This window comes from Methylobacterium sp. Leaf102, from assembly GCF_001422425.1.
GTDB lineage: Bacteria > Pseudomonadota > Alphaproteobacteria > Rhizobiales > Beijerinckiaceae > Methylobacterium.
Map to the genome: position 1 here is coordinate 252,125 of NZ_LMMX01000034.1, position 22,246 is coordinate 274,370.

19 protein-coding genes are annotated in these 22,246 nt (G+C 67.3%); 5 read left to right on the forward strand and 14 right to left on the reverse strand.

What is annotated here, in order from left to right:
• Positions 1-89: 89 nt before the first annotated feature.
• Entirely contained in the window at positions 90-1,100 is a 1,011-nt protein-coding gene (locus ASF27_RS15730) for an NAD(P)H-quinone oxidoreductase (RefSeq protein WP_056361508.1), read from the reverse strand.
• A gap of 266 nt (positions 1,101-1,366) precedes the next feature.
• On the opposite strand from ASF27_RS15730, the gene ASF27_RS21715 reads away from it, so the two are divergent.
• Both ASF27_RS21715 and ASF27_RS22395 read left to right on the forward strand, forming a co-directional pair.
• Positions 1,367-2,575 (forward strand): SIR2 family protein, encoded by a 1,209-nt coding sequence (locus ASF27_RS21715; RefSeq protein ID WP_156467549.1) that lies wholly within the window; start codon positions 1,367-1,369, stop codon positions 2,573-2,575.
• Entirely contained in the window at positions 2,572-5,325 is a 2,754-nt protein-coding gene (locus ASF27_RS22395; protein WP_156467550.1) for a hypothetical protein, read from the forward strand. The genes ASF27_RS21715 and ASF27_RS22395 overlap by 4 nt, the downstream gene beginning before the upstream one ends.
• Positions 5,326-5,577: 252 nt before the next feature.
• Here ASF27_RS22395 and upp read toward each other — a convergent pair whose 3' ends face one another.
• From upp to ASF27_RS15760, 6 genes are all read right to left on the reverse strand, one after another.
• Positions 5,578-6,213 (reverse strand): uracil phosphoribosyltransferase, encoded by a 636-nt coding sequence (upp, locus tag ASF27_RS15735; RefSeq protein ID WP_056361509.1) that lies wholly within the window; start codon positions 6,211-6,213, stop codon positions 5,578-5,580.
• Positions 6,214-6,366: 153 nt separating this feature from the next.
• Positions 6,367-6,843 (reverse strand): DUF2852 domain-containing protein, encoded by a 477-nt coding sequence (locus ASF27_RS15740; protein WP_056175483.1) that lies wholly within the window; start codon positions 6,841-6,843, stop codon positions 6,367-6,369.
• A 284-nt stretch (positions 6,844-7,127) separates the two neighbouring features.
• Positions 7,128-7,766: a TetR/AcrR family transcriptional regulator gene (locus ASF27_RS15745; RefSeq protein ID WP_056175487.1), complete on the reverse strand. Its 639-nt coding sequence runs from the start codon at positions 7,764-7,766 to the stop codon at positions 7,128-7,130.
• Between the two features lie 162 nt (positions 7,767-7,928).
• Positions 7,929-8,120: a DUF1192 domain-containing protein gene (locus ASF27_RS15750; RefSeq protein WP_056361512.1), complete on the reverse strand. Its 192-nt coding sequence runs from the start codon at positions 8,118-8,120 to the stop codon at positions 7,929-7,931.
• 18 nt (positions 8,121-8,138) lie between these two features.
• Positions 8,139-9,359 carry a phosphopentomutase gene (locus tag ASF27_RS15755; RefSeq protein ID WP_056361517.1) on the reverse strand — a complete coding sequence of 407 codons (1,221 nt, stop codon included), beginning with the start codon at positions 9,357-9,359 and terminating at the stop codon, positions 8,139-8,141.
• An 8-nt stretch (positions 9,360-9,367) separates the two neighbouring features.
• Positions 9,368-10,996: an ABC transporter ATP-binding protein gene (locus ASF27_RS15760; RefSeq protein WP_056361520.1), complete on the reverse strand. Its 1,629-nt coding sequence runs from the start codon at positions 10,994-10,996 to the stop codon at positions 9,368-9,370.
• Between the two features lie 155 nt (positions 10,997-11,151).
• Here ASF27_RS15760 and ASF27_RS15765 point away from each other — a divergent pair, with 155 nt between their 5' ends.
• Both ASF27_RS15765 and ASF27_RS15770 read left to right on the forward strand, forming a co-directional pair.
• On the forward strand, positions 11,152-12,048 hold the full coding sequence (locus ASF27_RS15765; RefSeq protein ID WP_056361522.1) for a lytic transglycosylase domain-containing protein: 897 nt from the start codon (positions 11,152-11,154) through the stop codon (positions 12,046-12,048).
• 95 nt (positions 12,049-12,143) lie between these two features.
• Positions 12,144-13,052 (forward strand): alpha/beta hydrolase, encoded by a 909-nt coding sequence (locus tag ASF27_RS15770; RefSeq protein ID WP_056175503.1) that lies wholly within the window; start codon positions 12,144-12,146, stop codon positions 13,050-13,052.
• 16 nt (positions 13,053-13,068) lie between these two features.
• Here ASF27_RS15770 and ASF27_RS15775 read toward each other — a convergent pair whose 3' ends face one another.
• From ASF27_RS15775 to ubiE, 7 genes are all read right to left on the reverse strand, one after another.
• On the reverse strand, positions 13,069-14,196 hold the full coding sequence (locus ASF27_RS15775; RefSeq protein ID WP_056361527.1) for an endo-1,4-beta-xylanase: 1,128 nt from the start codon (positions 14,194-14,196) through the stop codon (positions 13,069-13,071).
• Complete coding sequence (locus tag ASF27_RS15780) at positions 14,196-14,615, reverse strand: acyl-CoA thioesterase (protein ID WP_056175509.1); 420 nt, start codon at positions 14,613-14,615, stop codon at positions 14,196-14,198. Before ASF27_RS15780 ends, ASF27_RS15775 begins: the two co-directional genes overlap by 1 nt.
• Before the next feature lie 61 nt (positions 14,616-14,676).
• Positions 14,677-16,461, reverse strand: coding sequence for a PQQ-binding-like beta-propeller repeat protein (locus ASF27_RS15785; RefSeq protein ID WP_056361530.1), 1,785 nt, complete (start codon positions 16,459-16,461; stop codon positions 14,677-14,679).
• Positions 16,462-16,538: 77 nt separating this feature from the next.
• On the reverse strand, positions 16,539-17,675 hold the full coding sequence (gene opgC / locus ASF27_RS15790) for an OpgC domain-containing protein (protein WP_056361533.1): 1,137 nt from the start codon (positions 17,673-17,675) through the stop codon (positions 16,539-16,541).
• A gap of 20 nt (positions 17,676-17,695) precedes the next feature.
• Positions 17,696-18,640, reverse strand: a complete 945-nt coding sequence (locus ASF27_RS15795) for an alpha/beta hydrolase (protein ID WP_244481023.1) — start codon at positions 18,638-18,640, stop codon at positions 17,696-17,698.
• Between the two features lie 85 nt (positions 18,641-18,725).
• Positions 18,726-20,273, reverse strand: a complete 1,548-nt coding sequence (gene ubiB, locus ASF27_RS15800) for a 2-polyprenylphenol 6-hydroxylase (protein ID WP_056175518.1) — start codon at positions 20,271-20,273, stop codon at positions 18,726-18,728.
• 70 nt (positions 20,274-20,343) lie between these two features.
• A complete protein-coding gene (gene ubiE, locus ASF27_RS15805; protein ID WP_056175521.1) occupies positions 20,344-21,117 on the reverse strand; it encodes a bifunctional demethylmenaquinone methyltransferase/2-methoxy-6-polyprenyl-1,4-benzoquinol methylase UbiE in 774 nt (257 codons plus the stop codon).
• A 106-nt stretch (positions 21,118-21,223) separates the two neighbouring features.
• On the opposite strand from ubiE, the gene mutM reads away from it, so the two are divergent.
• Positions 21,224-22,168: a bifunctional DNA-formamidopyrimidine glycosylase/DNA-(apurinic or apyrimidinic site) lyase gene (mutM, locus tag ASF27_RS15810; protein WP_056361535.1), complete on the forward strand. Its 945-nt coding sequence runs from the start codon at positions 21,224-21,226 to the stop codon at positions 22,166-22,168.
• The last annotated feature ends 78 nt before the right edge of the window (positions 22,169-22,246 follow it).

The following is a 22,246-nucleotide window of genomic DNA, read 5'->3' on the forward strand; positions in this document are numbered from 1 at the left end:
CCTCTCGTGGATGGCGCCCAGGGCGAATCGCCCGGACGCGTGACTGTGTTCGGAGGTCAAACGCCGGGTCGGATCGGGAGTTCCTGGGCTCAGCGCCCCGTCACCAGCAGGATCTTGCCGAGATGCGCGCTGGATTCCATGAGTTCGTGGGCACGGGCCGCCTCCGCGAGGGGGAAGGTCGCGTGGATGACCGGACGGATCGTCCCGGCGTCGAGGAGGGGCCAGACATCCCGGGCGAGCCCCCGCGCGATGGCGGCCTTCTCGGATTTCGGCCGGGCTCGCAGGGTGGCGCCCGTGACGGTGAGGCGCTTCATCATGATCGGCGTCATGCTGAAGGACTCGACCTTGTAGCCCTGCATGAAGGCGATCTGGACGAGGCGACCCTCGATGGCGAGCGCCGACAGGTTCTTGGCCAGATACGGCGCGCCCACCATGTCGAGGATCACGTCGACGCCGTGGCCCTCGGTCAGGGCCTTCACCCGCTCGACGAAATCCTCGTCGCGATAGTTGATGGCCGCCTCGGCGCCGAGGTCGACGCAGAAGGCGCATTTCTCCGCCGAGCCCGCCGTGGCGAACACCCGGGCGCCGTGGTGCTTGGCGATCTGGATCGCCGTGGAGCCGATGCCGCTCGATCCGCCATGGACCAGGAAGGCCTCGCCGGGCTGGAGCCGACCGCGCTCGATCACGGTGGAATAGACGGTGAAATAGGTCTCGGGGATGCCCGCGGCCTCGACTAGGGACAGGGGCGCGGGGCGCGGGAGGCACTGCCCGGCCTCCGCCACGGCGAACTCGGCGTAGCCGCCGCTGATGGTGAGCGCGCAGACCTCGTCCCCGAGGCCGAGCCCCGTGACGCCCTCCCCCAGGGCCACGATCCGGCCGGCGACTTCGAGGCCCGGAATCTCCGTCGCGCCCTTCGGCGGCGGATACTTGCCCTCGCGCTGCTGGATGTCCGGCCGGTTCACCCCCGCGGCCACGACTTCGATCAGCACCTGCCCCGGCCCGGCCTGGGGCAGCGCCACCGTCTCGACGGCCAACACCTCCGGCCCGCCGGCGGCGGTGAACCGGATCTGGCGCATGGATTTGGGTAAGCTGGCGGTCATGGCGGGGCTCCTTGTGAGGTTGTCCGTCATGTGCGGTGGGGTGGGGTTTTGGCAAGGGATGGGTGGTTTGGAGGGATTGGTTCCGGCTAGAGCTTGTCCCAAAGTAGGCTCTCGCAAGATCCGCTCCGAGTCATTTCTATTGGACCGGCTGGGCCTGAACGACAGGCGGAGGCCACAAGCGAACATACGGAACCGCGCCATTTAGCTTTGAAATCGGACGCTAAGATGCAAGAATTACGTCTACCAATCAGTGAATTTTGAGAGCCGTGACAACTGACATTGCATCTAAGGACCGAGTTGTGCAGCTGGGACCTGGGCTCGCTGCAATTCCTGAGCGACTCCTGCTGGCTCACGCGCGTGGGGAAGTGCTGTTCATTTGTGGAGCAGGCATTTCTCGGCCTGCAGGTCTCCCCGATTTTCGTCAACTTGTTATCGAGGTCTACGCCAAGCTCGACGCTTCGACGCACAGCGTTTTGACGGGTTTGCCATCGGGAACTTGCAATCAATGGCATGCCAATTGTGCTGGGCTGACAGATCAGCAAACAGCTGAAGTGAAGCGGTTTATCTTGGGGGACTATGATGTTGTCCTCGGTATGCTTGAGCGCCGACTTGACGATCAGGCACGTGGAGATAGCCAAGTGAGGCGGACAGTCGCGGCGATCCTACGTTCAGGTGCCGTAAGCCCAGCCGCGATCCACAAGGCGCTTATAACCCTCGCCGATCGTGGCGGAGCAAAAACTATCGTAACGACAAACTTCGATTTGCTACTACAAACCGCTGCACAACGGCTTCGATTACCCGTTGAAACCTATTCTCTCGGCTCGATCCCGAGGCCATCGCGGAATTCCGAGTTCTCCGGCGTGCTTCATATTCATGGCGCAATGGACAAGAGCCCTGAAAGAAGTTCTGAGTTTATTCTATCGGATCAGGATTTTGGCGAGTTCTATTTGCGCCGTCGGGTGGTTCCGGATTTTATCTACGATGCTGCGCGCCTGTATCATCTAGTTCTGGTCGGCTACAGCGCCAACGATCCGCCTATGCGTTATCTGCTCAACGCGGTCGCGGCGGACGGCAAGCGTTTCGATGATTTGAAGGAGCGCTTCACTTTTTTCGGTACGAATACGCCGGACGCTGTGGCACTTGCGGACTGGAATGGGCGCGGTATCACACCGATCCACTATGACTCAACGAACGCTCACGACGCACTAAGGGCAACCCTGGAACGATGGGCGGCTTTATCTGCAATTAATGGGAAGAAGGAAATTGTTGATAAAGAATTGCGGAGAATTATAAAAATATCGCGGTCTAAAGCCAAAGACTCTGACCGTGATCTTTTTGACCATTTCTTTCGGAGGGGCAACGCAAGCGAACGTGTGCGTCTCTCGGTTCTTATTTCTGCCGCGAAAGCCGAGTTCGATTGGCTTGATGCACTTGTAGAGGTTTGTGCTGAGTCTGAGCGGGGACGAAAGCTTTGATTCAGCCTTGGGCCTATCTTGATCCACACGACCGGGAAACGTTTCGAGTTATAACTGCCTTTCTGAGCAAGCGTCTTGCTGAGCAAGGAGCTATCGACTGGGCGCTGAAGCTCAAACCCGGACAGCGAGTCGAGCGCATCGCGGTTGAGGACTTATTGACGGGTCCAGGTGCGCGCGATGTCGTAGAACCATGGATTTCTGCATGGAGGCTTATAGAAGAGAGCTGGGCAGCGCGTCAGCTCAACGGATACAACGGAACTGCTGTCTACGACATTCAGAAGCGGCTACGGGCAGGAGATCGGTCTGGTGCGGTGATCGCCGCAGCTGTTGAGCTTGTTGCACCCCGACTTGAAGTCGAGCCAATCACTGCGTGGCGATGGGCCAACATCAAGAAGCTGCGCAAGCCGAAGACGGTCGAGCACATCCTATCCGCAGGTCTGACGAGCGGAGACCTGATCAACCTGAATGTCCTTGAACTCGCCAACCTTAATGATGTCCCTTTTTTGACGTCGATGGCCAATGCGCTGGAAGCCGCTGTCAATCATGGCCTCGATATTGCGCGCAGATTGGGGTGGGATGGACAAAGGTACGTTTGGCGGCTTGGCGACCTGAAACGTGCGTACTACGTGGCTGACGCTCCGAGGGAGCGCGAGGATGGTGACCCAGACGCGTACCACCGTGGCATCGCCCCTTCAGTGAAATTACTCCATGCCGTTGTCGCTAGAATTTCGGAACTTGATCTCCCTGCTGCACGGAGTTTTGTTCGAGGCTGGAGTCTGAAGAGCTCACCGGTACATCTCCGCTTGTGGGCTGCAATGTCTCGGAGCGAGCAAATTACGCCCGCCGATGAAGTGTCGATATTCGTCAAGGCACTTGCTCAAGACCGGTTTTGGGGCGTGCACGGCTTCCCGGAAATTGCCGAACTTCGTGCGGTTCGATTTCGTGACATGAATGCAGAAGCGCAAGACGCCATTGTCGCCCGGATTCAGAAAGGTCCTCCCAGGGATCATTGGCCGAAGAAGGCGGATGCTGCCAAGGTAACGAACGCACGATTGTTTTGGTCATTGCGTGAATTGCGGCGCATCGAAGTTAGCGGAGGTGTCTTGCCGGATCGAGCCAAGACTTGGCTTGATGCTCGGACAGCGCAATTCCCTGAGCTAGCGGAGATGAGAATCGATGAAGGCTTTTCCGGAGGGGTTACCGTCGCTGGTCACGAAGCGAAACCGAATGCAGTGTTCGATACGATTTCAGGCGTTGATCGGCTAGAAGCGCTCGAAGCAAGTTTGGGAACCGGGCGTCGTGGCTGGGATGATGACCCGGCGGAACGCGCAGATGACTGGATTAACCAGCAGGGTAACGCCGAGAAAGTGCTTTCTGACTTCGAGGTTACGAATAACGGGGGCGACGACTTTCCAAAGATCTGGAACCGCTTCGGTTGGGCGCACAAACCCCGCCAACATGATGGCTATGCAGAACAGGATGCGAGGCAGTCCAGAGAGGCTGGCAGGGTTCTCGGCCAGTTGATTCAGCTATCCGACTCGACGTTTTCTATTGCGATTGAAGGAATTTGTGCTTGGCTGGATAATTGGGAGAAGCAAGTTGTCAAGCTGCCGCAGGCCTTGCCGATTTGGCTTCGCCTATGGCCAATCGCCGTTGAAGTCACGAACAGAAGGCCCGACAATGCCGAGTATGAGGAGCTAAGCGTTATTGCGCGCTCTGAAGATAATGACCGCGAGCCAATGGATCTTGACACGCTTAATACGCCAGCTGGCAAGCTCGTTGGGGTCTTTTTGGCTGCGTGGGCAAGCTTACCGCCGGGGACACAAGCTTTTTCCGTAGGTTCGATGGAAAAGCAGATGCGCGACATTATCATTGCAGCGGAAGGCCGCAGCGGGCTGATCGGTAAGCACCGAATGATCGAGGCATTACCCTACTTTCTACGAGCTGATCCTCCTTGGGTACAGGAACATCTCATAGCTCCATTGCTTACAAATGATGGCTCCGCGTTGGCTCTCTGGCGAGCCGTTGCAAGGCGCACGCACTTCACCAAAGTCTTAGAGATCATTGGCGCTGCGATGGCCGAACGCGCAAATGATCGTCGACTAGGCCGCGAAACGCGCCGGCAGCTGGTTTTCAGTCTCGTGATCGAATCCCTTCACGCTTTTCGTGAGAGCCGTGCGCCTGCTGTGCCTAATCAGCGCATTCAGCAGATGCTAAGAACTCTGGATGATGAAGTGCGCGCATCGGCGGCGAATGCAATCCAGCAGTTCGTTCGTGAGCTGTCCACAAAGGTCGTGCCTAATGAACCGAAAGATGACGAAGATCCTGTAGCTGCAGCTGTTCTCTTTCGGTCGAGCGCAGCACCATTCCTTCGCGAGGTTTGGCCACAGGAGCGCTCGTTGGCGACACCTGGAGTCAGTAGCGCGTTTGCTGATCTTCCTGCTACCTCAGGCGAGGCATTTGCCGAAGTCGTAGACACAATCGCTCGATTTCTCGTGCCGTTCGATTGCTGGTCTATGGTCGACTACGGTCTTTATGGCGAAGAAGGAGAAGCAAGGAAACTCGTAGTCATCAATGACCAAGCGAAGGCGCGGGCTCTCTTAAAGCTGCTTGATCTCACGGTTGGCACGTCGGAAGGCGCTGTCATTCCTTACGATCTTACTGATGCGCTGGATCAAATTTTAAGGGCTGATCCTACACTTTCTTCGAGCGCAACATTCCGTCGCCTTGCAACTGCGGCCCGTCGTTAGGAGCGTAGGTGCCATGTAACAGAGCCAATAATTGCTATTTGCAACGCTGGACTTCCTGCCCGTTGTTCGCTTTAGAATCAAAACGGTAGGGTGTGTTACCGGCTTTCGGTCAGAGGCCAGGAGTAGTGTGGAACCGCCTATCGCTGTCTCTAGGCTGAGCGTCCGCTTTTACCTCTCCCGTCCTCGACGCGGACCGCTTCGCGTTCAAACATTGCGAGCATTAGGGGCAGCTACCGAACTCAACCCCCACCCCTACCGCGTCCCGTACATCCGATCCCCCGCATCCCCCAACCCAGGGACGATGTAGCCGTGGTCGTTGAGGTGGCTGTCGATGGCGGCGGTCCAGATCGGCACGTCGGGGTGGCCCGCCTGGAGATGGGCGATCCCCTCCGGGGCGGCGAGCAGGCAGACGAAGCGGAGGTCCTGGGCGCCGCGCGCCTTCAGGAGGGTGATGGCCGCCACCGCCGAATTGCCCGTGGCGAGCATCGGATCGAGGACCAGGACCGTGCGGTCGGCGAGGTCGGAGGGGGCCTTGAAGTAGTATTCCACCGCCTCCAGGCTCTCGGGATCGCGGTAGAGTCCCACATGGGCGACCCTGGCCGAGGGCATCAGCGACAGCATCCCGTCGAGGAAGCCCGTGCCGGCCCGCAGGATCGGCGCGAGGACGAGCTTCTTGCCGGCGATCTGCGGCGCCTGCATGGTCTGGATCGGCGTCTCGATGGTGACGGATTCGAGCGGCAGGTCGCGGGTGACCTCGTAGGCCAGCAGCATGCCGATCTCGTTGAGGATCTGGCGGAACCCCTTGGTGGAGCGCGCCTTGTCGCGCAGGAGCGTCAGCTTGTGCTGGACGAGGGGGTGGTCGACCACCCGAACCGCCGCGTTTGGCATCGCCCGCCCTCGTCCCCGGTCGGATCGGCGCAACGCGGACCCCAGGCGACGAGCCTTAGCGGATCGGCGCCGCGTCCGCATCCGGGCCCGCACCAAAAAGGGCTCCCGGCGTGATGCCGGAAGCCCCTTGTCGGATGGGACGGCCTCGGTCGTTCAGACCGAGCGGGTCGAATCGGCGGCGCGCTTCTGGGCCATGTAGGCGTCGAATTCTTCGCGGTCCTTGGCGCGCTTCAGGCCCTCGACGTACTCCGAAAAGGCGCGGCTCTCCTCGGCCAGGGCCTTGCGCTGGGCGTCGAGCCGGTCGAGCTCGGCCTTGCGGTAATCGTCGAAGGCGCGGTTGCCCGTGGTGCCGACGCCGTTGGCCGCCTCGTAGGCGGCGGCGAAGCGCGAGCGCCCCGGCGTGCCGCCCGACTGCCAGGCCGAGCCCCAGGCGCTGCCCCGGTTGGCGAGCCCCCGCAACTCGCTCAAGGCCGGATAGCCCGCGACCTTCCAGGCCACGTAGGCGGCGGCGAGCGGCCACCAGTAGATGAAGCCCACAACGATGGCGCCGATCTCGAAGGACTTTTTGGGAAACGGGCCGCTGCGGCAGGCTTTGCCGGAGGCCCAGGGGGAGGTCGAGGATTGACTCACGGCTCACGTCTCCGATGTTAATGTGAACGACATTTACTTGCGGATGCGACGGCGCGCTTTCAAGGGGGCGTGGCGCGGATTCGTGCGCGGTTCGCGCCCGACATTCGCCTCATCCAGGCGAACGCCGTTCCGCGGGTCGGCTGCGCCGTTCCATCCGGGGGCTTGCGCCGTTCCATCCTGGGGGGCGCGCCGTTCCATGGGGGGCGTGGACCGGCGAACCGTGCCGCGCGTGCGCCGGGGGTGTTCGCGTAAAGGTTGTGTTTCGGTTGCGCGGCGGTCGTGCGTCAGTCGCGGGCGCGCGCGGGTCCGGCGCCGTGCACGAGGGCGAGGACGCCGGCGCGCAGGAGCTCGTACTTGTCCGGCACGCCCGGCCCCTTCGGCAGGTGGCCGGAGGCGGCGAGCGTCGCCAGACCGTGGGACAGCGCCCAGACTTCGAGGGCGACGAAGCGCGGCGCCACTCCGCCGAACCCCTCGGGAAAGGTCGATTGCAGGGCGTCCACCAGCAGGTCGAACGGGCTCGGCCGGGGCCCGGCCTCCGGGTTCGGCGCCCCCGCCGGCAGGCCCCGGGTCTCGAAGATCGCCGCGTAGTAGCCCGGCTCCTCCTCGGCGAAGGCGAGGTACGCCTCGCCCATCCGGGTGAACCGCTCGAGGGGCGTCCCCTTCGCCGCCAGGGACCGCGCCAGGCGCTCGGCGAGGTCGGTGAAGCCGCGCCCCGCCACCTCCTCCAGCAGGGCCTCGCGCCCGCGGAAATGGCGGTAGAGGGCGGCCGGCGTCACGCCCACGAGGCGGGCCGCGTCCACCAGGGTGAACCCGCCGACGCCGCGCTCGGCGATGAACCGGCGCGCCGCCTCGATCAGGGCCTCCTTGAGGTTCCCGTGGTGGTAGCTGCGCCGGTCGTCAGGGCCTTCGCGCCAGGGTCGCACGCTGTTGTCCTCATCGGGTCCGCCCCATCATGACGGGCGAGAGCCCCCGTGGTTGCGGACCGGAGCCCTCCCCTAGCACGCGACCGTGAATTTTTAAGCCATCTCCGTCGATTAGTAGACAGACCGTACGCCATCGACGCACGGGCGCAACAGGGCGCGATCCTAGATCCGGAAGATGGATCCCGCCGCGTCGCGCGCCGCATGCTTGGCGTCGCGGGCCGCTTCGAGGCGCGCGATCTCGCGCTGCAGGAGGGCGATGCGCTCGGCGAGATCGGCGACCGACAGGGTGTCGAGGGGCTCGCCCACCCGGTGGGCCGGGCTCGATTCCGGACGGGTCTCGTCGTCATCGCGCATGGTCTGTCCTTCTCCGTTTCATCGCCACGGCTGCCCCGCCCCGAGGGGCGCGAGACCGAGGTGGCGCGCCACCGTGGCGCCGATATCGGCGAAGGTCGCGCGTCCCCCGAGGGGGCCGGGCGCGATCCCGGGGCCGAAAGCCAGGATCGGCACCTGCTCGCGGGTGTGCTCGGTGCCCGCCCAGGTCGGGTCGTTGCCGTGGTCGGCGGTGACGATGCAGAGATCCCCGGCGCCCAGGACCGCGTGGATCTCCGGCACCCGCGCGTCGAAGGCCTCAAGCTCGGCGGCGTAGCCCGGCACGTCGCGGCGGTGGCCGTGCTCCGTATCGAAATCCACGAGGTTGAGGAACACGAGGCCGCCGTCCGGCAGATCGCGAAAAGCCCGGAGGGCGGCATCCAGGCAGGCGGCGTTGCCGGCGGGCTTGATCTCGCGGCCCGTCGCGCGGTGGGCGAAGATATCGCCGATCTTGCCGACGCTGACGACGCTGCGACCCGCCGCGGACAGACGGTCGAGCAGGGTCTCGCCCGGCGGCTCGACGGCGTAATCCTTGCGGTTGGCCGTCCGGCGGAACCCCGCCTCCGGCGACCCCACGAAGGGCCGGGCGATGACGCGAGCGACCCGGTACGCGTCGCACAGGTCGCGGGCGATGCCGCAGGTGGCGTCGAGGCGCTCCAGGCCGAAATGGGTCTCGTGGGCGGCGATCTGGAACACGCTGTCGGCCGAGGTGTAGCAGATCGGCTTGCCGGTCCGGATGTGCTCGGCGCCGTAGCGCTCGAGGATCGCCGTGCCGGCGGCGTGGCAATCGCCGAGGATGCCGGGCAGATTCGCCTGCGCGACGAGAGCCTCCACGAGGGCCCGGGGGAAGGCCGGAATCGTGTCGGGGAAGTGGCCCCACGGATCGAGGACGGGCACGCCCGCGATCTCCCAATGGCCCGAGGGCGTGTCCTTGCCGGCGGCCGTCTCGGCGGCGTGGCCGTAGGCGCCCGTGACCGGGTCGGTGGGGGCGAGGTTCGGTGGGACGCGCCCTGTGGCGCCTTCCGCCGCGAGGCCGAGGCCCAGCGCCGTCAGGTTCGGCAGACGCACGGGGCCGGCGCGCAGGCCCGCGCGGTCGCCGCGCCCGGCGGCGCAGGCCTCGGCGATGTGGCCGAGGGTGTCCGACCCGGCGTCACCATAGGCGTCGGCATCGGGGCCGCCGCCGATGCCGACGGAATCGAGGACGACGAGGAGGGCGCGCGGCATGAGGCGTCTCAGGCCGGGACCGGATCGGCGACCATTTCGCTGCGCAGGTCGAAGGCGGCGGCGAACAGGGCCTGGGTGTAGGGGTGGCGCGGATGGGAGAAGATCGCCTCGGCGGCCCCCTCTTCGACCACGCGGCCGTTCTGCATGACGAGAACGTGGTTCGCCAAGGCGCGGACCACCTTGAGATCGTGGCTGATGAACAGGTAGGCGAGGCCCCGTTCGCGCTGGAGATCGCGCAGGAGGGTGACGATCTGCGCCTGGACCGAGCGGTCCAGGGCCGAGGTCGGTTCGTCGAGAACGACGAATTTGGGCTTCAGCACGATGGCGCGCGCGATGGCGATGCGCTGGCGCTGGCCGCCGGAGAATTCATGCGGGTAGCGGTCCATGGTCGCCGGATCGAGGCCCACATCGGTGAGGGCGCCGGCCACCACCGCCTGGCGTTCGGCCCGGCTCTTCACGGCACCCTGCACCACCAGCCCCTCGGCGATGATGTCGCCCACGGTCATGCGCGGGGAGAGGGAGCCGTAGGGGTCCTGGAACACCACCTGCATGTCGCGGCGGAACGGCCGCATGGCCGCCGGGGACAGGCCGGCGATGGACTGGCCGAGGAAGACGATGGGCCCCTCGCAGCCCGTCAGCCTGAGGAGCGCGAGGCCCAGGGTGGTCTTGCCGGAACCCGATTCGCCGACCACCCCCACGGTCTCGCCGGCCCGGACCCGGAGGGACACGCCATCCACGGCCTTCACGTGGCTCGTGGTGCGCCGGAGAAGCCCCTGGCGGATGGGGAACCACACCTTCAAGGGCCCGGCGGCGAGGAGCTCGGATGCGCCCTCCGCGACCGGGTTGGCGCGGCCCGTCGGCTCGGCGGCCAGCAGCCGCTGCGTGTAGGGGTGCTGCGGCCGGGCGAAAATCTCGGCCGTTTCCCCCGCCTCGACGATGCGCCCTTCCAGCATCACGCAGACGGAGGTGGCGATGCGCTGCACGATGCCGAGATCGTGGGTGATGAACAGCATCGCCATGCCGAGGCGCTTCTGCAGGTCGGCCAGCAGCGTGAGGATCTGTGCCTGCACGGTGACGTCGAGGGCCGTCGTCGGCTCGTCGGCCACCAGCAGGTCGGGCTCGCAGGCGAGCGCCATGGCGATCATCACCCGCTGGCGCTGGCCGCCGGAGAGCTCGTGCGGATAGGCGGCGAGGCGCCTTTCGGCGTCACGTAGGCCGACCAGGTCGAGGAGTTCGAGGATTCGCGCCCGCGCTTTCCGGCCCGAGAGCCCGCGATGCACCTCCAGCACCTCGCCGATCTGCCGCTCGATGCTGTGGAGCGGGTTGAGGGAAGTCATCGGCTCTTGGAACACCATGGTGATGTCCGCGCCGCGCACCTTGCGCAACTCACGCTCGGGCAACGTCAGGAGGTCCCGCCCCCGGAACAGGATGCGTCCGCCCGGGTGGTGGGCGCTGCCGTCGAGGAGGCGCAGGATCGACAGGGCGGTGACCGACTTGCCGGAGCCGGATTCGCCCACCAGCGCCAGGGTCTCGCCGGGCGCGATGGCGAAGCTCACGCCGTCCACCGCCCGGGTCTCGCGCTCGCGGGAGCGGAAGGCCACGGACAGGTCCTGAACCTCGAGCAGCGTGTCGGTCATCGGGCGCAGGTGATCCGGGGGGAGGTGATCCGGGGAAAGGTCATGGGAGCGAGCCGGGCTGGGGAGGTCTCGAAGCGGTTATAGCGCGCACGATGGCGATGGGCGAACGCCGATGCGTGATTGATCGGACCGCCGCGCACGCTACAACACCACCGGTGATCTCCCTGCGCTCCGCCCTCCCCGCCCTCGCGCTCCTCCTCGCCGGCGCGGCCTCCGCCTCGGCGGCCCCATCGGAGGGAGGCGAGACCGTGGAGCAGGCCCTGTGCCGCCTCATCGAATCCTCCGCGAAGACGCGCGCCCTCCCCGTCCCGTTCCTGACCCGCCTGATCTGGCGCGAGAGCGCTTTTCGCGTGGGCGCCGTCAGCCCCGTCGGCGCGCAGGGCATCGCGCAGTTCATGCCCGGCACGGCGCGCGAGCGCGGCCTCGCCGATCCGTTCGATCCCGAGCAGGCAATCCCGCACGCGGCCCATCTGCTGGCCGACCTCAACCGGCAGTTCGGCAATCTCGGCCTCGCGGCAGCGGCCTATAACGGCGGCCCGGGCCGGGTCTCGGCGTGGCTCGCCGGCACCGGTGGCCTGCCTGCGGAGACGCGCAACTACGTTCTGGCGATCACCGGGGCGCCGGCGGAGGATTGGCGCGCGGGCGCCGGCATCGAGATGCCGCCGAGCGAGAACAAGGATGAGAAGGCCGACGCGGCCAAGAAACCCGAGGCCGAAAAGAGCTGCCTCCAGGTGACGGCGGCCCTGCGCGTCCCGTCGCGCGGCGATCGCTTCGCGTTGGGCGGCAACGAGGGGCCGGCGGCGCCCTGGGGCATCCAGCTCGCGGGCAACTTCTCGAAGGCCTTGGCTCTCCAGAGTTTCGCCCGGACACGCCAGCTCTACACAAGTGTGATCGGCGAGGTTCGGCCGATGATCATCGGCACACGCCTGCGCAATCGCGGCACCCGGGCCTTCTACCGCATCCGAATTCCCGCCCAGAGCCGCGAGGCCGCAGACAAATTATGCGGACGGATTCGTGGAGTCGGTGGCGCCTGCCTCGTCCTGCGCACGTAACTCCGGCGATCACGATGCCGATTGTCAGCATGGGTGCCATGAAACCGCCGTGTGCGCCCTGTCACAGGAAGGCAACGCCGCCTTCAGAGAGATGCATGACCCGGGTGTTCACCGTCCTTGCCGGCTTCATCGGTCTCGCTCTGCTCGCCGTAGGGGTGACGGCCTGTTCGCCCCTCGCGCTGTTCGACGCCATCGGCCCGCGTGACGACGGCGGGCGCCTCACCGTCCGCAACGCGTCCTTCGGCCCCAACCCGCGCCAGCGCCTCGATGTGTTCACTCCCGTGGCCGGCACCGGCGGCGCCCCCGTGCTGGTGTTCTTCTATGGCGGCTCCTGGAAGAACGGCACGAAGGAGGATTACGCCTTCGTCGGTCAGGCGCTCGCGGCTCAGGGCTTCGTGACGGTGCTGCCCGATTATCGGCTCTACCCGGAGGTGCGCTTCCCCGACTTCCTCGACGACGGGGCCGCCGCCATCGCCTGGGTGCGCGACAACATCGCCCAGTATGGCGGCGATCCGCGCCGGATCGTGCTGGCCGGCCATTCGGCGGGCGCCTACAACGCAGTGATGCTGGGGCTCGATCCGCGCTACCTGCGTCGGGCCGGCGTCGATCCGAAGATCGTGCGGGCGGTGGCCGGCCTGTCCGGCCCCTACGATTTCCTTCCCCTCGATGCCGGCACCGCCACCGAGGTCTTCGGCGAGGCCCGCGACAAGGCGGCGACCCAGCCGGTGACCTTCGCCGGGCCGCACTCGCCCCCGGCCTACCTCGCCACCGGTGACGGCGACACCACCGTGCGCCCGAGCAACACCCGCAACCTCGCTGCCCGCCTGCGCGAGGCCCGGGTGCCCGTGCAGGAGCGGGTCTATGCCGGCCTCGATCACTCCGACACCCTGCTGGCGCTCTCGGTGACGTTCCGCTCCAAGGCCCCGGCGCTCGCCGAGATGGCCGCCTTCCTCCGCCAACATGCCGGCGGCGAGCGCGTCCCGTCGCGGACGGTGAACCGCTGACGGCACGGCCGGAGGATCACCCCCGCCGCAGTTTGTCCCGCGCCGCCTTGTGGTCCGGCGCGTCGGAGAAGGCCCGATGCATCGCCCACCACAGGGGCGTACGGGCGAACGCCTCGTCGAGGGGCAGGGCCCGCTGCGTCAATCCGTCGGCCCGGCGGCGCTGCGGGTTGGTGTTGAGCCAAGTGTTGGCGTTGGTGATGTCCCAGGTCAGTACGTTGAGGGTCGCGGGCTCGTCCAGCACAACGTCGAGGAAGCGCCGGGCGAGGTCCGAGACGGCCCGGTCCCGGGCCGGCAGATCGGCGGGGAAATCCCGGTCGTTGACGTCGAACTCCGTCACCTCGATGGCGAGGCCGAGCCCGGCTACGTCGCGCAGGAAACGGCGGAGTTTGTCCTGGTCGAGGGGATGCCTGGCGTAGAGGTGGCCCTGCAGGCCGAGGCGCCGGATCGGCACGCCGCGCCGAACCATTCCTTCCAAGGTCCTCAGCACCATGGCGCGGCGCGGTGCGATCCAATCGGCGTCGAGTTCGAGGTCGTTCTCGTTCCAGACCCCGGCCGCACCGGAGTCGGCCTCGTGCAGGATCGTGAAGGCGCGGTCGACATAGCCCGGGCCGAGGGCTGCGAGCCAGGGGCTCGCCCGCAGCCCGTCGGCACGGCCGGAATTCGGCCCGCAGATCTCGTTGACGACGTCCCAGGCCTCGATCCGGCCGCGATAGCGCCCCGCCATGGCGCCGATCCATTCGCGCAGGAAGCCTTCCGCGTCCCGGGCGATGCGCTCCTGCGCCCAGGCGGGGATGCCTTCGTGCCAGACGAGGGTATGGCCGCGCAGGCACTGACCGTTGCCCTGTGCGAACGCGACGGTCTCGTCGGCGAACGAGAAGTCGATGGGGCCGGGCGCCCGCCACGCATAGGCGAGCTTCATGGCGTTCTCCGGCACCAGGACCCCGCATTCCCGGGCAAGCGCCCGTCCGTAGGCGGGATTCTGGCGCAGGGGTGTGATGTTCACGGCGGAACCGTAGGCGATGCCCTTGCGTGCCGCCGCCGCGTTGAGGCCATCGGCCGCCCACGCCCCCCGGGCCGCCGCCGAGACCGGCCCGGCCGCCAAAGCGAAGGCGCCGACCCTCAGCAGATCGCGACGGCTCGGCATCAGTTCTCTTCCGGTGGAATCGGGCGCGGGCGCCGGTCTGGTCCGATGGCCACGAAGGTGAACAGCCCCTCGGTGACCTTCATGGTCACCTCGCCCTCGCGCTCGCGGCGCCAGACCTCGGCCTGGATGCGCATGGAGGTGCGCCCGACCTTCACGATCCAGGCGTAGATGCTGACTTCGTCGCCGACGAAGACCGGGCTGTGGAAGGTCATCGCCTCGGCCGAGATGGTGGCGCAACGGCCCCGCGAGCGCCGGGCCGCGACGTTGCCGGCGGCGAGATCCATCTGGCCCATGAGCCAGCCGCCGAAGATGTCGCCGGCCGGATTGGTATCGGCCGGCATGGCGATGGTTCGGATCACCGGTGGCCCCCGATCCGTCGGCTGATGGGTCGGATGGGGGGCGGGGTCGCGGCGGGACATGGTGTCGATCCGGTGGCGAAGGAGGCAGCCCGTCGCAAGCCGCGCGCCGCGGACCCTACGATCACTCCGGCAGGGTGAACACCACCAGGGCGTCGCCGGTGCCGAAACCCGACCCCTTGGTGAACGACGCGCCCCCCGCCGCCACGGCGACGTATTGCCGGCCGTCCAACGTGTAGGTAATCGGCGGGCCGCCGATGCCGGCGCCGCACTGGAAGCGCCACAGGATCGCCCCCGTCTTCGCATCGTGAGCGTCGAGGTGGCCGTCCTCCTCGCCCGAGAAGACCAAGCCGCCGGCGGTTGCCAGGGTCCCCCCGGAGAGGCGGCTCCCCGCTTTCACCGACCATTTGATCGCACCTTCGCGGGCCAGATCCACGGCCGTGAGGGTGCTGAACGAGGGCTCGCCCTTGGCCTCCGTGGTCTCGGTGTAGCGGATGGCCGGGCGGTTCCCCGAGGCCGGCACCGTCCGGACCACGTAGGTCGTCGCCCCGTGCCGGACCTGGGCGTAGGCGGTGGCGGCCAAGGGGTCGTAGGCGACGGGGTGCCAGGAGATGGCGCCCAGCGGCCCCGGGCTCACCACCGTACCGGCGGGCGTCGGTGGGGCGTAGAGGTTCTTCTGGGTGACGAGGGGCGCTGAGCGGGTCAGCAGCTTTCCGTCCGCGCGGTCGTGGACGTAGAGCCAGCCGGTCTTGCTCGCCTGCGCCACGGCCTTCACCGGGCCCGTCGGGGTGGTGTGGTCGAGGAGGAAGGGCGGGCTCGCCACATCGTAGCCCCACTCGTCGTGGGGCACCTGCTGGTAGTACCAGCGCAGCTGGCCGGTGGCCGCGTCGAGGGCGACGAGGCTCATGGTGTAGAGGTTGTCGCCCGGTCGCGAGAGGCCGAAATTCTGCGGCGCCGGGTTGCCGGTGCCGACGTAGATCAGGCCGAGGTCGGCATCGTAGGCCGGGGTCATCCACAGCGATCCGCCGCCGACCTTCCAGGCATCCCGGTGGGCCGGGGCGGCGGCCTTCTCGGCAGCGATGTCGCGGTGAAGCGGCACCCCGTCGGGGGTCCTGTCGACGAACCCGCCCTCCCAGCCGTCGGCCTTGGTGACGTACCAGCGCCAGCGCTCCGCCCCGGTCTTCGCGTCGTAGGCGGCGAGCCATCCGCGCCGGCCGTAGCCGCCCTCGATGCCCACGACGGCGCCGCCGTCGATGCCGCCCTTCTCGTCCTCGACATGGAGGCCGTAGCCGGCCCCGGCCACGCCGACGATGACGAGGCCGTTCGCCACCAGGGGCGGCATCTTGAAGCCGAGCCGGCTCGATCCCTGTACGGTGCCGGCCCCCAGGGTGCCCGCCAGGGCCGATGCGGTCTCGGACTCGCCCTCCTCCGGGCGCACGGCCTCGTGGTCCCACACCACTTTGCCGGTCTTGGCATCCAGCGCGATCACGCGCCCGTCCATGGTGGCCTCGAACACGAGGCCGTCCGCGACCGCGACTCCGCGGTTCGAGGGTGGCCCGAAAATCTTCTCCGTGCGGGCCTTGTGGACGTAGGTCCAGCGCACGGCGCCGGTCTTCGCGTCCAGGGCCGCGACGTGGTTCTGCGTCGTCGAGACGTAGAGGGTGCCGTCCACCATCACGGGCTCGGCCTGGAAATAGCCGGTGATGCCGGTCTGGAAGATCCAGGCCGGGCGCAGGCGCCCGACGTTGCCGGTGTCGATGGCGGTGAGGCCCGAGAAGTGGCGGTTGGTGTGGTCGCCGCCGAACATCGGCCAATCCTCGGCCACACACGGGGCGAGGCCCGCGACGATCAGGGGGCTCGCGAGGACGAACGGGACGGCGAGCAGCCGGCGAGTGGTGCGGCGGACCATGGCGTTCTCCTCGTCCCATATTCCTGGGGGCGACTGCGTCACCCGCGTGCCCCGTCACGGATGCAACGGTCCGATCCCTATCGCAATGTACGGCGGCGCGCCCTCGCGTCGAGGGCAAGGCCGAGGCCGAGCATCAGCGCGAGACCGCCGAGGTTGACTACGATCTGAAGGGGCCAGACCGGTTCGAAGGTCCGGTACAGGATCCGGCCGATGAGGGCCGCCATGCAGCCGGCCGCGAAGATTTCCAGGGAGTTCCGGCCGCAGGCATCGAACGGTCGGAGCCAGCGTAGCCCGGAGAGCCGCATGACGGCCGGCGAGGCGAAGACAAGGCTCGTCAGGACCAGGATGTGGAGGAGGCGCAGGGGCGCGACGCGGCTCTTGTCCGGCGGGCTCATGGCGAGGGGCCGCAGGTCGGGCAGGCCCCAATCCCCCCAGGGAAACGCCTGCAGCAGGGCGCACAGCAGGTAGATCCAAGCCGCGACTGTGAGAAGCGAATGCCGAGGCAGGAGTCCGTCGCGCGCCTGGACCGCGACGCTGAGGGCGGCGCCGATCACGAACAGGAACTGCCACGCGAACGGGTTGAAGTACCATCCGTCGTCCACGGCAGCCGCGTTGGGGAGGTTGAGCGTGTGGTCGACGTTCGCGGCGAGCCAGATCAGGCCCGAGAGGCCGAGGGTGCCCCACAGAGTGCGTCGCAGGCCCGCATAGATCAGCGGAAACAACCCCAGCAGCAGGATGTAGAGCGGCAGGATGTCGAGGTAGTTCGGCAGAGCGTTGAGCATCAGCCCGCGCACGGCCCCCGGCAGCAGACCCATGTCGAGGAGTGCCCGGACGCCGAAGCGCGGGACGAGGCCGGTGAGGTCCATCCAGACCCGCACGATGAGCAGCGTCGCCAGGAGCAGCCCCGCCTGGAACAGGTAGATCTTCAGGCAGCGCCACCCGATGCGCGTGAGGGTGGCTCTGGTACCCGCGCGCCGGAACAGGCCGCCATAGGCCACCATCGCGGAGTAGCCAGCCAGCAGCACGAAGATCTCGGCCGCATCGGAGAATCCGAAATTGTGGAGGGTGAGCAGGGCCGGCGCGTTACGCGGAATGTGATCGATGAAGATCGTCAGCAGGGCGAGGCCGCGGATCACGTCGATGCGTGCGTCGCGGCTTCGCGGCGGTGAGGGCGAGAGCACGACGTTCGGGGCCCGGCGCGGTGGAGCGTCCACCGTAGCGGGACCGAGACCGGTCAGCGCATCACCGACAGGCTCGTGAGCCAGAGCCGGTAGAGCCGGGGCCAGAGGGCGACGGACGCCTCGGCGCTGCCGATGCCGAAGCCGTGCCCGCCGACGGCGAACCGATGATATTCCACCATGACCTTGGCCCCCCGGCACGCCTCGTCGAGGATACGGCTTTGCTGGGGATTGACCACCCGATCGTCGTCCGCCTGCACGAGAAAGATCGATGGGCAATCGGGGCCGACATGGGTGTGAAGCGACCAGGCCGCGCGCGCCTCCTGCGTCGGCGTCTCTCCGACGAGGGACCGGCGGGTGTTCGTGGTGTCGAAGGGGGGCTGCAGGCTCACGACGGGATAGATCAGCGCCGCGAAATCTGGCCGCGCCGAGAGTTCGTCGACGGCGTCGACGGGTGCGTAGGCGCGGAAGGTGGAGCGGGCCGCGACCATGCCGCAGAGGTGGCCACCGGCCGAGAAGCCCATCACGCCGATGCGGCCGGGATCGAGGCCGAACCGCTCGGCATTGGCGCGAATCACCCGCAGGGCGCGCTGTCCGTCCTGCATCGCGACGACGGGACCGTCGGCCCAGTTCTCGCTCGGGAGCCGGTACGTCAGCACGAAGGCCGTGATGCCCTGCGACGCCAAAAGGTAGGCCGCCGGATAGGCCTCCTTCACGAGGCCGATGCGGCGGTACCCGCCGCCGCCCGCGACGAGCACCGCCGCGCCGCTGGGCTTCTGCGGAAGGAAGACTTCGAGGACCGGGGTGGAAACGTTCGATACCGCGCCGCTGCCATCCTCGACCTGGGGCCCCGACGGTCCGCCGCCGCCCGGCGGTAGATCCGGCCAGAGGGTGAGGCGGGCAAGGCCTCCGGCCGCGTGAGCCTGCGGAATCAGCGCCGCCGCCGCGCCAAGACCCATCATCACGGCACGGCGGCCGGGCCGGGACAGTTCGTTCGCCACGCAGCCCCTCCGGACGCCCTTGCGCACAAGCAAAGGGGTGGCGCCCGGATTCCGTTCCATCGGCCCGGCGAACCGGGCCGACACGTCAGCGGAAGGCCATCACCAGTGCGCCGACGGCGATGCCCCATAGGGCCAGTGTCGACCAGATGGCGCGCCGCCTCGTGGCACGCGCGAAGGCGTCGAGGCGGTCGGCGTTCCCGGTTCCCGATTCGTCGAGGCGTACGAGGATGCGGCGCAGGCGCTGGGCCAGATCGGGCAGGTCCGAGATGACGTCGGTCAGCGTCAGGGCTGCGCGCCCCACACCCTCGATGCGGCCCAGGGGGCCGAGATTGCGGGCGATCCAGCTGCGTACCACGGGCTCGGCCCCGGTCCACATGTCGAGCTGAGGATCCAGCGAGCGGGCGACGCCCTCCACCACCACCATGGTTTTCTGGAGCATGACCAGCTCCGTGCGGGTCCGCATGTCGAACAGGGCGGTGATGTCGAACAGCAGGGTCAGCACCTTGGCCATGGAGATCTCGTCTGCCCTGCGCTGATGGATCGGCTCGCCGATGGCGCGGATGGCTTGGGCGAAATCGTCCACGGAATGGTGCGCGGGCACGTAGCCGGCCTCGAAATGCACCTGCGCCACGCGCTTGTAGTCGCGCAGGATGAAGCCGAGCAGGATCTCGGCGAGGAAGCGCCGCTCAGGATGCCCGAGGCGGCCCATGATGCCGAAATCCACCGCCACCAGGGTGCCGGTCGGATCGACGAACAGGTTCCCGGGATGCATGTCGGCGTGGAAGAAGCCGTCCCGGATGGCGTGGCGCAGGAACGACTGGATCACCGCGCGTCCGAGCGCCCGCGGGTCGTGTCCGGCGGCCACGATGGCGGCCCGGTCGTTGAGGCGGATGCCCTCGATCCACTCGCTCGACAGGACGTCGCGGGCGGTGAGTTCCCAATCGGGCCGAGGCACCCGGAAATCGGCATCGTCCTTCGTGTTGTGGGCGAGCTCCGACATGGCCGCCGCCTCGAGGCGGAAATCCATCTCCATGGTGACGGAGCGGGCCAGGATCTCCACCACCTCGCGCGGGCGCAGGCGCTCGGCTTCCGGCGACAGGGCGTGGACGATGCGGGCGAGGAACCGCATGACTTCCAGATCGCGCTGGAAGCGCTCGCGCACTCCCGGCCGCATGATCTTGACGGCGAGCACCCGCTCGGCGCCGTCCGGGTCGATGACGTGCGCTTTGTGGACCTGGGCGATGGAGGCCGCCGCGATGGGCGGGCTGAACGAGACGAACAGGGAGGAAACCGGCTTGCCGAACGCCGCCTCGACGACCTGGAGAGCCACTTCCTGCGGGAAGGGCGGCACCCGGTCCTGCAGGGTCTCGAGATCGCGCGCGGCATGCATGCCGACGATGTCGGGCCGGGTGGCGAGGAACTGCCCGAACTTGACGTAGGACGGCCCGAGCCGGGTCAGCGCCCGCTGCAGAGGGGCGGCCCCGGTTCCGAGGCCGCGGCGCTCCAGCATCCGTCCGACCCGGAGGGCGAAGCGCAGGTGAGGCGGCAGGTCGCGGGAATCGACGAGGGACAGGCCGCCCTCGCGGGCGAGGACGAAACCCACATGGGCGCCGCGGACGAGGGAGCGGAGCATCAGGCCATCCGCCGATCTCTGTCTCGCATCGTCGTTTCCTGGGGGCCGAACGCCGCCCGGCCCGATGCGCTCACGAGACCTTCCAGCCCGAATGGATCGCCACGATGCCGCCCGACAGGGGCCGGTGGCTCACATGGCGGAAACCGGCGGCCTCGATCATGCCGGAAAAGCGTCCCGGGCTCGGGAACTTGCGGATGGATTCCACGAGGTAGCGGTAGGATTCGGCATCGCCCGCCACCTTCGAGCCGAGGCGTGGGATGACGTGGAACGAATAAGCGTCGTAGATCCGGTCGAGGACAGGCAGGTCCACCTTCGAGAATTCGAGGCACAGGAAGCGCCCGCCGGGCTTGAGGACCCGGTGGGCTTCCGCCAGGGCGACATCGATACGCGGCACGTTCCGGATGCCGAACGCGATGGTGTAGGCATCGAACCGCTCCGACGGCAGCGGCAGGGCTTCAGCATTGGCGGTGACGAAGTCGATGCGCCCGGTGAAGCGGTTTCCCGCCCTCTCTGCCCCGACGCGCAGCATGGCCTCGTTGATGTCGAGCACGGTGACGTGCGTCGCAGGGCCGCCGGCCTCCAGGGCCCGGAAGGCGATGTCGGCGGTGCCGCCGGCCACGTCGAGGTGATGGAACGGGCGGTTGCGCGGCGGGCGCAGCATCGAGATGAGCTGCGACTTCCAGGCCCGGTGCAGGCCGCCCGACATGAGGTCGTTCATGAGGTCGTAGCGCTTCGCGACGGACCGGAACACATCGTCGACGCGCGCCTGCTTCTCGCCGAGCGCCACCTGCTCGAAACCGAAATGCGTGCTCTCGTCGGGGGGGGAACGCTCGGCGTGACTCATGAACCTCACCTCTCGGGTTGAGCGTCATAGCGAAAGGCGGGGCGGATCGCCATGTTCGCCAGCACCGCATCCCGCCCAAGTCTTGGACGCCACGCGCCGGAGAGCCATGCCCGAACTGCCCGAAGTCGAGACCGTGCGCCGCGGTCTCGCCCCAGCCATGGTGGGTGCCCGGTTCGCCCGCGTCACCCTGCGCCGGCCGAACCTGCGCTTTCCCTTCCCCGAAAGCTTCGTCGAGCGTTTGGAGGGACGGACGGTCCTGGCCCTCGACCGGCGGGCCAAATACCTCGTGGCCGGCCTCGATTCCGGCGAGTCGCTGATCCTTCACCTCGGCATGAGCGGGCGCTTCGACGTGGCGATGCCGGACGGCCGCAATCTCTCGCCGGGCGATTTCTACCTCGACGGGGCGCAGGGCGCCCCAAAGCACGACCATGTGGTCATGGCCCTGTCGAACGGTGCCACCGTGACCTACAACGACGCCCGCCGCTTCGGCTTCATGGACCTCGTGCCCAGCGCCGACCTGGCAACATGCCGGCACTTCGCCGCCATGGGTCTCGAACCCTTGAGCGACGCCCTGACGCCGGAGGCCGTGGCACGGCTGTTCCGCCACAAAATCACGCCCCTGAAGGCCGCCCTCCTCGATCAGCGCCTCATCGCGGGTCTCGGGAACATCTACGTCTGCGAAGCCTTGCACCGGGCGGGACTGCACCCGGAAATGCCTGCCGGACGGCTGGCCGGGCCCGATGGACGCCCGTCCTCGAAGGCGCGTCTCCTGGCAAAGGTCATCCCTCAGGTTCTCACGGAGGCGGTGGCCGCCGGGGGATCCACCTTGCGAGACTATGCACAGACGGACGGAAGTTCCGGCGCGTTCCAGCATGCGTTTCGCGTGTATGATCGCGCTGGAGAAGTGTGCCGCACGATTGGATGTGGCGGATGCATCGAACGGATCACCCAGTCGGGCCGGTCGACATTCTACTGCGCGACTTGTCAGCGTCACCCGGAGGGGTTGTCCGGTTCATCGAAAATACCCGTGAAATCCAAGGTCGAGCTTTGAGAACTTGGCTTTTAGCCGCCCTCGTTCGTCAAGTCTGCGGACGGCGAGGGTTCTGTTAAGGCCCGGTGTCTAATCATC